The sequence below is a fragment of the Streptomyces sp. NPDC059443 genome, assembly GCF_042750105.1.
Lineage (GTDB): Bacteria > Actinomycetota > Actinomycetes > Streptomycetales > Streptomycetaceae > Streptomyces.
The window spans coordinates 2,850-15,397 of the sequence record NZ_JBHYVM010000051.1; the positions used below are offsets into that span (position 1 = coordinate 2,850).

A 12,548-nucleotide genomic window follows, 5' to 3' on the forward strand; every position below is an offset into this window, starting at 1 on the left:
CGCGGGCGCGAGCGGTGTGGTGAGTGCGCGAGACTCTGGGGGTGGGGGTGCGGGGGGGCGAGCTGGTGGGGGGGCTGCGCGCCGCGACCCCCCCCCCCACGCCGGAGTCATACGCCGCTGACCCGTCCGGCCCGCCTGACCCGCCTGACCCGCCTGACCCGCCGGGCCGGACGGGCCGGACGGAGTCAGTCGCTCGCCAGCAGCTCGTCCGCGTCCATGATCCGGTAGGCGTAGCCCTGTTCGGCCAGGAAGCGCTGGCGGTGCGCGGCGAAGTCCTGGTCGATGGTGTCGCGGGCGACGACCGAGTAGAAGCGGGCCTCGTGGCCGTCCGCCTTCGGGCGCAGGACGCGGCCCAGGCGCTGGGCCTCCTCCTGGCGGGAGCCGAAGGTGCCGGACACCTGGATGGCGACCGTGGCCTCGGGCAGGTCGATGGAGAAGTTCGCGACCTTCGAGACGACGAGCACGCTGATCTCGCCCTCGCGGAAGGCGTTGAAGAGCTTCTCGCGCTGCGCGTTGGAGGTCTCGCCCTTGATGACGGGCGCGTCCAGGTGCTCGCCGAGCTCGTCGAGCTGGTCGATGTACTGCCCGATGACGAGGGTCTGCTCGCCCGCGTGCTTGCGCACGAGCGCCTCGGTGACCTTGCGCTTCGTGGCCGTCGTCGCGCAGAAGCGGTACTTCTCCTCCGTCTCGGCGGTCGCGTACGCGAGCCGCTCCGACTCGGTGAGGTTCACCCGGACCTCGACGCAGTCCGCCGGCGCGATGTAGCCCTGCGCCTCGATCTCCTTCCACGGGGCGTCGAACCGCTTCGGGCCGATCAGCGAGAACACGTCCGACTCGCGCCCGTCCTCGCGCACCAGGGTGGCGGTGAGCCCCAGCCGCCGCCGGGCCTGGAGGTCGGCGGTGAACTTGAACACCGGCGCCGGCAGCAGGTGCACCTCGTCGTAGAGGATCAGGCCCCAGTCCCGGGAGTCGAAGAGCTCCAGGTGCGGGTAGATGCCCTTCCGCTTCGTCGTCAGGACCTGGTACGTGGCGATCGTGACGGGCCGGATCTCCTTGCGCGTGCCGGAGTACTCGCCGATCTCCTCCTCCGTCAGCGAGGTCCGCTTGATCAGCTCGTGCTTCCACTGGCGGGCCGAGACGGTGTTCGTGACCAGGATCAGCGTGGTCGCCTTGGCCTTCGCCATCGCGCCGGCGCCGACCAGCGTCTTGCCCGCGCCACAGGGCAGCACGACCACGCCGGAGCCGCCGTGCCAGAAGCCCTCGACGGCCTGCTGCTGGTAGGGGCGCAGCGCCCAGCCGTCCTCGTGCAGGTCGATCGGGTGCGCCTCGCCGTCCACGTACCCGGCGAGGTCCTCGGCCGGCCAGCCCAGCTTGAGCAGGGTCTGCTTGATCTGCCCGCGCTCGGAGGGGTGCACGGCGACGGTGTCGGCGTCGAGCCGCGCACCGACGAGCGGGGCGATCCGCTTGGACCGCAGGATCTCCTCCAGGACCGGCCGGTCGGTGCTGGTCAGGACCAGCCCGTGGACGGGGTGCTTGGAGAGGGTGAGGCGGCCGTAGCGGGCCATGGTCTCGGCCACGTCGACCAGCAGCGCGTGCGGGACGGGATACCGGGAGAACTCCACGAGCGCGTCCACGACCTGCTCCGCGTCGTGTCCGGCGGCCCGGGCGTTCCACAGGCCGAGCGGGGTGATCCGGTACGTGTGGATGTGCTCGGGAGCGCGCTCCAGCTCGGCGAAGGGCGCGATGGCCCGGCGCGCGGCTCCGGAGAGCTCGTGGTCGATCTCCAGGAGGAGCGTCTTGTCACTCTGGACGATGAGGGGCCCGTTCACGCACGTCCCTTTCCGGCATGGGAGGACCGCCCGGACGCGGACGGCCAAACCTCCAGTCTGCCGTATCGCTCCGCGGGTTTGGTGGTTCTGGGCTGTACGGGGCTCCGGCGCGGGGGCCGAGCCCCGTGGCCCCGGGGTGATCGGGTGCGGCGCCGTTGCCGGGGCTCCGCCCCGGACCCCGCGCCTCAAACTCCCCCAGCTACCGCTGGGAGGGACCCCCGGGCGGGGCTGGATTTCGCGGAGGCGGCGCCCGGGAGGGCCCCGGCCGGCGGCCCGATATCCGGTGGGCGCCGGGGGAGGGGCTGCGTAGGGTCGCCGGATGAGTACTGATCGACAGGGTTTCGTGCCGGCGGCGGACGTGTTCGAGGTGCCCGTCGGGCTCGTTGGGGAGGGGTTCCGGCTGGAGCCCCTCGGGCCGGAGCACAACGAGCGGGACCTCGCCGCCTGGAGCGGGAGCATCGCGCACGTGCGGGCGACCCCCGGTTTCCTGGGGAACTGGCCGCCGCTGGAGGGAATGAGCGCCGAGCAGAACCTCGCCGACCTGGTGCGCCACGCCGGGGACTTCGCGGGCCGGCGGGGATTCACGTACAGCGTCCTGGAGGGGGAGGGGGAGGCGGCCGAGGTCGTCGGGTGCCTCTACATCTATCCGTCGAAGGCGGATCCGGAGCGCGTGCAGGTCAGTTCCTGGGTGCGTGCCGACCGGGTCGCGTTGGACAAGGCCGTGTACGACGCCGTCACGGACTGGCTCGCCGAGTTCTGGCCGTTCGCGGCGGAGCGGATCGACTACGCGGCCCGGTGAGGTGAGACGGGAACACGAAGGCGCGGGGGGGGGGCGCCAGGGGGGGGGGGGGGGGGCGGCTGGGGTTCCGGCCCGGCACATGGTGTGCCGGGCCCCGCGCCGTTCGTTGCGGGGTGGGACTAGCCGCGGACGGCCTTGCGGCGGCGGGCGCCGAGCCAGGCGGCCGCGCCGCCGAGGGCGATCAGGGCGGCGGCCAGTCCGGTGTACAGGCCGGTGTTGGAGTCCGCGCCGGTGTGCGCGAGGGAGCCGGTCGCGGCGGGGGCGTTGGCGGTGGTCGGGGCGGCCGTGGTGGGCGCTGCGCTGGTCGGGGCCGTGGTCGGGGAGGCGGGCGCGGGGGAGGTGGGCGCCGGGGTGGTCGGGGCCGGGGAGGTGGGCGTGGCCTTCGGGACGAAGATGATCTTCTGTACGGCACTCCCGAACAGGTAGTCGTTGCCCTCGGCGAGGCCGATGTTCGTGGTCAGTACGACCGCGAAGGCCTTGTTGGTGGGCGCCTTCGGGCCGAGCTTGACCTGCAGGCGCACGACGCGCTCGCCGGAGGCGGCGCCGAAGCCCTTCGGGATGACCGGCAGCTGGCTCCCGCCGTTGCCGCCCGTCACGTCCTTCCACGTGCCGTCGACCTTGACGCGCGTCTGGATGTTGGCTCCGGCCTGGCTGCCGTCCAGGTTGGTCACGTCGAAGTACGTGGCGAGGGCGCTGGTGAACTCGCCGTCACCGGTGACCTGGTAGTGGAGGTTCATCTCCTGGCAGGCGGAGTCGTCGGTGCCCTGGCAGGCCGTGACGCCGTCGAACCAGTTCTTCAGCTCGCCGGGCTTGGTCTGCGGGCTCGTCTTGAAGGACAGGGAGGACTGGCCGTCCTTGGCGATCTCGTTCGAGCGGGAGGCCGCCCGCAGGGTGAAGTCGCCGTCGACGGTCGGGTAGTTCTTGTCGAGGCCGATCGTGAGCTTCCAGACCATCTTGCCGCCGGCCGGGATCTCGAAGCCCTCGGACAGCTTGCCACCGGCCGGGTAGAACATGCCCTGCCAGCCGCCGTCCTGCGAGCCGACCATGTACTCGGTCGCCGGGGCGCTCACCGCTTCGACCTTGTAGACCACGTCGGTCCGCTGGAGCGGGCTGCCGCCGGTCTGGTCGAGCAGCATCCACGGGTGGTAGGAGGAGACCTTGTCCGTCGTGTTGGTCACCGTCAGCTCGAAGGTCTCCGTCGCCCCGCCCCGGGTCAGCGGGCCGCTCGGCGCCGGGGCGCTCATCGTGGTCTTCAGCGCCTGGTGGTTGCCCTCGTCGGCGGAGGCCGACAGCGGCATCAGGACGGTGCCGGCGATGGCGGCGGCGACGACGGCGGCGGAGGCGTTGCGGAGGGCGGCGGTGCGAGCGGACATGGTGGACTCCCCCAGGAATCAAGCAAGATCAGACGGCAGTGGCGGCCGAGAGGGCCGAGAGGCAGAGCAGAGGTCGAGCGGCCGAGCGAGGTGGCCGGCGCCGAGCGCCTGGCCGGTGGTGCGGGTCTCGCCGGCGGTCCGGTTCATTTCCTCCCGGTCACTGCTGCGATGAGCTGATCTTCACACAGGGTGTATCTGTAATCCATCCTCGGAATGTCACCGCCGTGCAACAGGCCGCGCAGCCCCTTCCGTACGCTCTGACCTGCGATAACGGAACCATCTCGGCCGGTTTCACGGCCCCGACGGGTAGGGGGTTTCCACCGGGAGGAGGGCGCGCGCCGCCTCCGTCTCGCCGGAGCGGAGCAGGCCGTGGATCTCCCTCGCGAGCGGGGTCACATCACGGATGGAGACGGTCCACTCGTCGGCGTAGGCCCGCGAGGCCGGCCCGGACAAACCGAGCTGGAGCGAGCGGTACGGCAGCGGGTCGAGGTGCAGATCGCGCTCCGGGTCCCACTGGACGCGGACGGGGGAGGCGCGCAGGGCCTGCTTCCAGGCCGCCCGGTCCGCGTGCACGGCCGGAGCGTAGTGGGACAGGCAGGCCTCGGCCACCGCCCCGTCGAAGCCGGCGCGGGTGATCTCGATGGCCAGGACCGTCTCCTGGCCGGCCTTCGTGGCCCAGCCGCAGCGGTACATCATCCACAGGAACGAAGGCTTGATCCACGTCATCCGCTCCCGGCTCCAGTCGGGCGGGAAGCGGCCGTCGCGGGCGGCGGGGGGCCCGAGGCGGGGGCCGTAGGCCTGGTAGACGGTGATCGTGGTGTCGGTGTGGGACGCGCGGATCTGGTGCTGCGGGGTCGCCGCGGTCAGGGTTTCGGACATGCGCCCAGGGTGCGGGGCCCGTGGGCCCCGCAGCCAGTGGATTTAGCCCCGCACGCCCTCGGACCCGCCCTCGGACCCGCCCTCAGACCCGCCCTCGGACCCGCCCTCAGACCCGCCCTCAGACCTGGTCCTCCGCCAGTTCCGCGACCCCCGTGATCCGGTGCAGCGCGTACGTCCGTACCTCGTCCGCCGTGTGGTCGTAGCCGGTGACGAAGCCGCCCTCCACCCGGACCGGGGCGATGACCCGCTGGCTCGCCGCCCCGTCGGCGTTGACGTAGCCGATCCACACCGCCGATCCGATCATCGCGGCCGCCTGCACGGTGGCCAGGGTCTCCGCCGCGCTCGTGCGCGGGAGCTCGCCCGGGACTCCGGCGGACGCCGTGGAGGGTTCCTTGCGGACCGCCGTCGCCGCCGCGTCGCCCGCGCGGATGGCCCGTACGGCCGCGCCCAGCAGCGTCGCGTCCGGCACCGGCGGCCCGTCCGGGACCGGTACGGGCGCCGAGCGGGCGGGGGTGCGGTGGGCATGGGCGCGGGCCACGAGGACGTCGCCGGTACGGGATTCCGCGGCCGGGGCGTACCCCATGGCCCGCAACCCGTCGAGCAGCGCGCCCGGTTCGGCCTGCGCCGCCAGCACCGTGGGCGCGAGGCGGCGCAGCCCCAGACCCGCCGAACGCTTGTCGGCCATGATCTCGTTGAGCATGCCGTCGTCGTCGCAGCGCACGTACGAGGAGGCCGAGCCGACCCGGAGGTGCCCGTGGCGCCGGGCGACGTCGTCGATGAGGTACGACAGCGGCTGCGGCACCGGCGTGCGGCTGTGCTCGGTCAGGAAGGCCTGGAGGTCCACGGCGGTGTGCCCGGCGTCCAGCGCCCGGCGCACCGACCCCGGCGTGAACCGGTACACCGTGGCCCCGCCCTTGGACTCCACGTCCGCCAGGACCGCCAGCACCTCGGCGAGCGGGCGGCGCAGCGGCCCCGGGGCAACCGCCGTCAGGTCGGCCTGGAGCAGTACGTGGTCCACCGGCTCGGGCAGCAACGGGGCCAGCAGGGGCGCCGGTTCGCGGCCCTCCAGCAGGGCGCGGCCGTGCGCGGAGAGCGCGCCCCGGCCGGTGACGCCGAGGACCTCGGCCTCGGTCAGGGTCCAGTGCGCGAGGCGGGCGCGCAGCTCGCTCGTACCGCGCACCGGGCGCTCCCAGGCGAGGCGGGCCTGGAGCGCGGCGATGTCCGGGGAGCCGCCTTCGGGGAGGGCGGCGAGGAGGCGCAGGACGCGGCGGCGCACCTCGGGCGCGGCGGAACGGTCCAGGTCGGAGCCGAGGACCGACAACGTACGGCCCTTCGCGTCCTGTTCGCCGGCCAGCCCGGCGGTGCGGGTCGCGGACAGCCAGGCCGCCGCCAGCACCGACCAGCGGTCGGCGGGCGGCAGTTCGCACCAGCCGTCGAAGGCGGGGGTCGGGGCGTACCGTTCGTCGGCCTCGCCGTCGCTGGCCAGCAGTCCGGCCGCGTAGGCGAGTTCGATCCAGAACGCCGCCGACGGCTCGTCGGTGTCCAGGGCCGCCGCGGTCCGCTTCAGATCGCGTACGGAGAGCCCGCCCGCCCGGAGCACCGGCGGGCCGGTGTACTCCCAGGACTTCACCAGCTCCTCGACGGTCGACAGCGCCGCCAGCGCCTGGCCGGCCGCGTTCGCGTCCACAAGCTGTGGACGGTGCTCGCGCAGCGCCGGAACGGCCGGCGGCTGCGGCTCCGTCACCCGGTGCGCGAGCCCGCCGCGCAGGTACAGCGCCACCTCGCGCGGCAGTACGACCGTGCGCGCCGAGGCCGGCAGCAGCAGACCTCGGTCGCGCAGCCAGCGCACCGGAGGCGTCGGATTCGGGGTCACCTCCCCGTACGGCGGCCCCCACACGAGCCGGCCCAGCACCTGGTGCGCCTCCGCCGGAGCCTCGTCGAGCAGCGCGGACATCCGCTCCGGGTCGGTGAACAGGCCCGTCAGCGCGGTCACCGCCGACACCGGGTCGTGCGTGGCCGTCAGCCCGGCCGCCGCCACGATCTCCTGGATCCGGGTCGGGGACATGCCCGCGGTGGCCTCGGCGACGGTCGGGCCCAGCCCGGTGGGGGAGGGCCGGGACGCGGAGGGGGCGAGCAGCTCGCGGGCGGTGCGCACCAGGCGCAGCCGGTCCTCGTCGCCCCAGACGAGGGCCTGGTCGCGCAGGGTGGCCACGGCCCGGGGGAGTTCGGCGCGGGCCCCGTTGTCCTGCCCGGACGTGGTCCCGGTGTCCCCGCTGAGCAGCGCCTCCAGCACCGGGTACGGGCACGGCTCCGGAGCCACCGCGAGGGCCTCGGCCGTCTGCAGCGCGAACCGGTCCAGGCGGTCCAGCGCGCGCACCACCGAAGCGCGGGTCCCGGCCCGCGTCGCCAGCTGCGTCACGTCCCCGGGAACCGGGCTCAGCAGGTCCGGACGGGCGCGCAGCAAGGCTGCGAGGGACTCGTCCTCGCGGGCGCGCAGCGCTTCGGCGAGGGAGCGCGGAGCGCTTCCCGCGGTGCTCGGGTCAGGCACGGTCGTCGCCTCCTGGTCGCGTCGGCCGGTCAGTCGGCCGGTCCCCATCCGGTCAACGGTATCCGCTGCGCCCTCCCCGGCTCCACGGGCGCACGCGCTACCTTCGGGGCAGTGGTCCGGGAGGAGCGCGGGGAGGAGCCGGGGCGTGGGGATCGAGAGCGACCATCTGGTCTACGAATATCTGAGCCGGGTCGGGGACTTGGCGCAGCGCAGGCAGCTTTCCTCGGGCGACCGGATGCGGTTGGTGTCGGGGCTGCGGGACGAAATCGACCGGCGGCGGGCGAAGTACGAGCCGGAGACGCCGGCCGCGGTACGCCGGATCCTGGACCGGATCGGCACCCCGGAGGAAGTCCTCGACACCCTGTCGGCGGCGCCGGCCCGCTGGTCCGGGACCGGGGCCGGTGCCACCGCGGACCCCGGACCGGCCGTCCCCGCCCAGCGGGAGCCGGGCCGGCTGCGCCGCAAGCAGGTGCCGCCGCCGCGCCCGGCGCAGGCCCCGGAGCCGGCGCCGCCGCACCTGGCGGGGCTCGACGAGCTCGGCGGGCCCGGAGCGGGCGAGAAGATGGAACCCGACTGGTGGCGGGTCGCGCCGGGCCTGCCGGGCTCGTCGGTGGAGGGGTTCGCGGGCGGGATCGAGATCCCGGACCTGTTCAAGGACCCGGCCGGGCCGGACCCTGCCGTGGATGCCGATGCCGATGCGGACCCTGCCCCGGAACAGCCTCCGGGGAACCCGACCCTCCTACGGTTCCTGCGCGAGCGGCGGCGCGCCGCGAAGGCCGGGGCCGCCGTCGAGGATCCCCCGGCGGCGGCCCCGGCGCCGGCCCGGCCGAAGCCGCACGCGTTCCTGCTGCTCGCGGCGATCGCGCTGGCCGCGGGGGCCGTCTCCGGCTACTGGCTGCTGCTCGCCGCGGGCTGGCTGCTCGCGTACGCCTCGCGCGTGCTGGGTCCCGCGGAGCGGAAGCTGGTCGTCTTCGGGCTGCCGGGGGCCGTGTTCGCGACGGCCGTGGTGTGGGTGTGGGGGCGGCTGAACGAGAAGTGGGGCGCCCCTCTGACCGACGAGGGCATGGGCGGTGTCTTCCACGACATGTGGCCCTGGCTGGCCCGTGGTGCGGCCGTCGCCTCGGCGCTGTACCTGTTCTGGCGCTCCCGCCGGCGGGGCTGATCCGGTCGGCGGTCGCGCGAAGCCCAACCCGGGCTACGCCCGGGTTGCCGCTGCGCGGAGCCTTCCCCCACCCCGCCCCTTCCCGAAACTGGGGCTCCGCCCCAGACCCCGCGCCTCAAACGCCGGCGAGGCTGGATGTTTCAGCCCGTCCCGGGGGCCCCTCCCAGCGGTAGCTGGGGGAGTTTGAGGGACCGGGTCCGGGCAGCGCCCGGGGAACGGTGGAAGGGTGGGTAGGGGACCACGCCCCGCAGGGCCAAGCTACGGTGCCCAAGGGGCCGACGGGATGATCAGGGGGGAGCCCGTCACCGGGTCGGGGATGACCATCGAGTCGAGGCCGAAGACCTCGCGGACCAGGTCGGCGGTGACGACCTCGGACGGGGGGCCTTCGGCGACCACGCGGCCCGATTTCATCGCCACCAGGTGATCCGCGTACCGGGCGGCCTGGTTGAGGTCGTGGAGGACCGCGACCACCGTGCGGCCACGGTCGTGGTTGAGGCGCCGGACCAGGTCCAGGACCTCCACCTGGTGCGCGATGTCCAGGAAGGTGGTCGGCTCGTCGAGCAGCAGGATGTCCGTGTCCTGGGCGAGAGCCATCGCGATCCAGACCCGCTGGCGCTGACCGCCCGACAGCGCGTCCACCGGACGGTCCGCCAGGTCCGAGACCGAGGTGCGGGCCATCGCGTCCACGACGGCCTTCTCGTCCGCCTCCGACCACTGCTGCCACCAGTGCTGGTGCGGCTGGCGCCCCCGCGCCACCAGGTCCGCGACCGTGATCGCCTCCGGGGCCACCGGCGACTGCGGGAGCAGGCCGATGGTCCGGGCGATCCGCCGGGTGGGGAGGGAGGCGAGGGCCTCGCCGTCCAGCACCACCGCGCCCGCGCGCGGCCTCAGCAGGCGCCCCAGCGCCCGTAGCGTCGTCGACTTGCCGCACGCGTTCGGGCCGACGATCACCATCACCCGGCCGTCCGGCACGGACAGGTCCAGGTCCTCCACGACGACCCGGTCCTCGTACGCGAGGGTCAGCCCGTGGGCGGCCAGCCGGCTCCGGGCCGGGACGGCGGAGGCCCCCGCCACCGGGGCCGGGGCCGGGGCCGGGTCCATGTCCACATCGCGGCTCAAGACTTGCCTCCAGTGCGGCTGCGCATGATCAGCCAGATCAGGTACGGGGCCCCGACGGCGGCCGTCAGGACGCCCACCGGGAGTTCGGTCGGGGACAGGAGCCGGCGGGCGAGCAGGTCGCCGGAGACGACGATCACCGCGCCCGTCAGCGCCGAGCAGAGCAGCGGGATCTGGGCCGTCCGGGTCGTCCGGCGGGCGATCTGCGGGGCGAGGAGGGCGACGAAGTCCACGGGCCCGGCCGCGCCCGTGGCCACCGAGGCCAGGACCACGCCGAGGGCCACGAGGCCGAGGCGGACCCGGCCCAGCCGGACGCCGAGCGCCGTCGCCGTGTCGTCGTCGAGCGAGACCGTGCGCTGGGCGCGGGCCGCCCACAGGATGCCGGGGAGGAGGACGAGCAGGACCCAGGCCAGGGGGGTGGCGACGTCCCAGCCGCGGCCGTTGAGGGAGCCCGTCATCCAGATCTGCGCCTGCTGCGCCACCAGGTAGTCGCCCTTGGTCATCAGCAGGGTCGTCACCGACCGCAGGGCGATGGCGAAGCCGATGCCGATGAGGACGAACCGCGTTGCGTTCAGGCCGCCCCGCCACGCGAAGACGTACACGAGCGCGGCCGCGACGATGCCGCCGAGCACCGAGAGGTACGGGAGCACCGAGTACGAGGTGACGCCGAAGGTCAGCGCCGCCACCGTGACGGCGCTCGCGCCCTGGCTGATGCCGATGATGTCGGGGGAGGCGAGCGGGTTGCGGGCGACGGTCTGGATCAGCGCGCCCGCGACCCCGAAGGCCAGGCCCACCAGCAGGCCCACCGTCATCCGGGGCAGCCGCAGCGTGCCGACGACCAGTTCTTCGGGCGAGGGCTGCCCGAGCAGGACCTTGACCACCTCGCCGGGCCCGACGAAGGACTCGCCGACCGACAGGTACGCGACGCAGACCGCCGCCAGCAGAGCGGCCAGGGACACCGCCACCACGGCCGCCCGGCGGTGCAGGAGGAACGAGCCCCGGCCGGGCCGGACGAGGGCGTAGCCGGAAGGGACCGTAGGGGCCGTGCTCATGCGGCCACCGCCTTGCGGCGGACCAGCGTGACCAGGAACGGCACCCCGATCAGCGCGGTCATCACCCCGGCCGGGACCTCGCCGGGCGGCACCACGACCCGCCCGAGCACGTCGGCGACGAGCAGCATCACCGGGCCGATCAGCGCCGCCATCGGCAGCACCCAACGGTGGTCGCTCCCGACGACGGCCCGCGCGATGTGCGGTACGGCCAGTCCGATGAAGGCGATCGGCCCGGCCGCCGCGACCCCGGCGCCCGTGAGCACGGTGGCTCCGAGACCGCCGACGATCCGGACGGCGGCCACGTTCTGCCCGAGCCCCTTCGCCACGTCCTCGCCGAGCGCGAGCGCGTCCAGGCCGCGCGCCACCGACACCACCAGCACGGCGCCGACGAGGAGGAACGGCCAGATCTGGTGCACGACGGTGAAATCGCGGCCCGCTACCGAGCCGACCTGCCAGAACCTGAACTCGTCCAGCGTCGAGGCCTTCGTCGTGAGGACGCCCATGGTGACCGACACCAACAGGGCGTTGATCGCGGCCCCGGCCAGCGCCAGCTTCACCGGCGTCGCGCCGCCGCGCCCGCTGGAGGCGACGGCGTACACGGCGACCGAGGCGAAGGCGGCGCCCGCGAAGGCGAACCACACGTACCCGCTCAGCGTGTGCACCCCCGCGAACGCGATGGCGCAGACGACCGCGACCCCGGCTCCCTGGCTGATGCCGAGGATGCCGGGGTCGGCGATCGGGTTGCGGGTGATGCCCTGGAGCGCGGTCCCGGCGAGGGCGAGGGCCGCGCCGACCATCAGGGCTATGAGGGTGCGCGGTACGCGCAGGGTGCGGACGACCTCGGCGTTCGGTCCGCCCGCGCCCCGGAAGAGCGCGTCGAAGACCTCGCCCGGCGGGATGGCGCGGGCGCCGACCGCGAGACTGAGGAGCACCGCGCACAGCAGCGCGGCGAAGCCGGCCGCCGTCCACGCGATGCGACGGGCCGTCAGGGCGCGCCGGGCCGCGGCGGGGGCCGTGGGTCCAGGAGCGGGGCCGGGAGCCGTGGGGCCGGGGGCCGTTGAGGCGGTGGCTGACATGTCACCAAATTTCACTGTCTGGTAAGGCGAGGCTAAGTCTACGTTCCCGTCCAGCGCGCCCGTCTCGGCACAATGGCCGTATGAGCTCCCCATCGCTTCTGACCGTCGGCTTCGACCTCGACATGACCCTCATCGACTCCCGTCCGGGCATCAAGGCCGCCTACCAGGCACTTTCGGCCGAGACGGGGACCTTCATCGACGCGGACGAGGCCGTCACGCGCCTCGGTCCGCCGCTCGACGAGGAGCTCGCGTTCTGGTTCCCGGAGGCGGAGATCCCCGCCATGGCCGACCGCTACCGGGAGATCTACCCCACATACGCCATCGCGCCGACCCCGGCGATGCCCGGCGCCCGCGAAGCGGTCCGGGCCGTCCAGGCCCTCGGCGGCCGGGCGATCGTGGTCACGGCCAAGCACGAGCCGAACGCCCGCCTGCACCTGGCCCACCTGGGCATCGAGCCCGACGCGGTCATCGGCTGGCTGTGGGCGGAGGCCAAGGCGGGCGCCCTGCGCGAGTACAACGCCCAGGTCTACGTCGGCGACCACGTCGGCGACGTACGGGGCGCCCGCGCGGCCGGGGCGCTGTCGGTCACGGTTCCGACCGGCCCGTGCCCGGAGGCGGAACTGCGGGAGGCGGGCGCCGACGTGGTCCTGGCGGACCTCACGGAGCTCCCGGCCTGGCTGTCGGAGTACGCCCGCACGCGCACCGCGTAGCCGG

At 74.2% G+C, this 12,548-nt stretch carries 10 protein-coding genes; 3 read left to right on the forward strand and 7 right to left on the reverse strand.

The window, feature by feature from the left end; translation table 11 throughout:
• Positions 1-185: 185 nt before the first annotated feature.
• Positions 186-1,829 (reverse strand): DNA repair helicase XPB, encoded by a 1,644-nt coding sequence (locus ACFXDJ_RS33680; protein WP_384664036.1) that lies wholly within the window; start codon positions 1,827-1,829, stop codon positions 186-188.
• Between the two features lie 319 nt (positions 1,830-2,148).
• Here ACFXDJ_RS33680 and ACFXDJ_RS33685 point away from each other — a divergent pair, with 319 nt between their 5' ends.
• Entirely contained in the window at positions 2,149-2,628 is a 480-nt protein-coding gene (locus ACFXDJ_RS33685; RefSeq protein ID WP_384664035.1) for an N-acetyltransferase, read from the forward strand.
• A 119-nt stretch (positions 2,629-2,747) separates the two neighbouring features.
• Here ACFXDJ_RS33685 and ACFXDJ_RS33690 read toward each other — a convergent pair whose 3' ends face one another.
• From ACFXDJ_RS33690 to ACFXDJ_RS33700, 3 genes are all read right to left on the reverse strand, one after another.
• Positions 2,748-4,001, reverse strand: a complete 1,254-nt coding sequence (locus ACFXDJ_RS33690) for an LPXTG cell wall anchor domain-containing protein (RefSeq protein ID WP_384851160.1) — start codon at positions 3,999-4,001, stop codon at positions 2,748-2,750.
• A 291-nt stretch (positions 4,002-4,292) separates the two neighbouring features.
• A complete protein-coding gene (locus ACFXDJ_RS33695; protein WP_384663454.1) occupies positions 4,293-4,880 on the reverse strand; it encodes a DUF4291 domain-containing protein in 588 nt (195 codons plus the stop codon).
• A 118-nt stretch (positions 4,881-4,998) separates the two neighbouring features.
• A complete protein-coding gene (locus tag ACFXDJ_RS33700; RefSeq protein ID WP_384663455.1) occupies positions 4,999-7,476 on the reverse strand; it encodes a helicase-associated domain-containing protein in 2,478 nt (825 codons plus the stop codon).
• A gap of 97 nt (positions 7,477-7,573) precedes the next feature.
• On the opposite strand from ACFXDJ_RS33700, the gene ACFXDJ_RS33705 reads away from it, so the two are divergent.
• Entirely contained in the window at positions 7,574-8,590 is a 1,017-nt protein-coding gene (locus ACFXDJ_RS33705) for a hypothetical protein (protein WP_384851162.1), read from the forward strand.
• A 258-nt stretch (positions 8,591-8,848) separates the two neighbouring features.
• Here the strand turns inward: ACFXDJ_RS33705 and ACFXDJ_RS33710 are convergent, their stop codons facing one another.
• From ACFXDJ_RS33710 to ACFXDJ_RS33720, 3 genes are read right to left on the reverse strand one after another with little or no spacing between them, the layout of a single operon-like run.
• The gene (locus ACFXDJ_RS33710; protein WP_384851170.1) at positions 8,849-9,691 is read right to left on the reverse strand and encodes an ABC transporter ATP-binding protein; all 843 of its coding nucleotides are present in this window, start codon (positions 9,689-9,691) and stop codon (positions 8,849-8,851) included.
• Between the two features lie 14 nt (positions 9,692-9,705).
• Positions 9,706-10,758 (reverse strand): FecCD family ABC transporter permease, encoded by a 1,053-nt coding sequence (locus tag ACFXDJ_RS33715; protein WP_384661060.1) that lies wholly within the window; start codon positions 10,756-10,758, stop codon positions 9,706-9,708.
• A complete protein-coding gene (locus ACFXDJ_RS33720) occupies positions 10,755-11,834 on the reverse strand; it encodes a FecCD family ABC transporter permease (RefSeq protein ID WP_384661062.1) in 1,080 nt (359 codons plus the stop codon). The genes ACFXDJ_RS33715 and ACFXDJ_RS33720 overlap by 4 nt, the downstream gene beginning before the upstream one ends.
• 80 nt (positions 11,835-11,914) lie before the next feature.
• Between ACFXDJ_RS33720 and ACFXDJ_RS33725 the strand changes: the two genes are divergently transcribed.
• On the forward strand, positions 11,915-12,544 hold the full coding sequence (locus ACFXDJ_RS33725; RefSeq protein ID WP_384661065.1) for an HAD family hydrolase: 630 nt from the start codon (positions 11,915-11,917) through the stop codon (positions 12,542-12,544).
• Positions 12,545-12,548 lie beyond the last annotated feature (4 nt).

Coding starts and splice junctions, on each gene's coding strand:
- ACFXDJ_RS33685 (WP_384664035.1), top strand. CDS start 2,149: ATGAGTACTGATCGACAGGGTTTCGTGCCGGCGGCGGACGTGTTCGAG.
- ACFXDJ_RS33690 (WP_384851160.1), bottom strand. CDS start 4,001: ATGTCCGCTCGCACCGCCGCCCTCCGCAACGCCTCCGCCGCCGTCGTC.
- ACFXDJ_RS33695 (WP_384663454.1), bottom strand. CDS start 4,880: ATGTCCGAAACCCTGACCGCGGCGACCCCGCAGCACCAGATCCGCGCG.
- ACFXDJ_RS33700 (WP_384663455.1), bottom strand. CDS start 7,476: ATGGGGACCGGCCGACTGACCGGCCGACGCGACCAGGAGGCGACGACC.
- ACFXDJ_RS33710 (WP_384851170.1), bottom strand. CDS start 9,691: ATGGACCCGGCCCCGGCCCCGGCCCCGGTGGCGGGGGCCTCCGCCGTC.
- ACFXDJ_RS33715 (WP_384661060.1), bottom strand. CDS start 10,758: ATGAGCACGGCCCCTACGGTCCCTTCCGGCTACGCCCTCGTCCGGCCC.
- ACFXDJ_RS33720 (WP_384661062.1), bottom strand. CDS start 11,834: ATGTCAGCCACCGCCTCAACGGCCCCCGGCCCCACGGCTCCCGGCCCC.
- ACFXDJ_RS33725 (WP_384661065.1), top strand. CDS start 11,915: ATGAGCTCCCCATCGCTTCTGACCGTCGGCTTCGACCTCGACATGACC.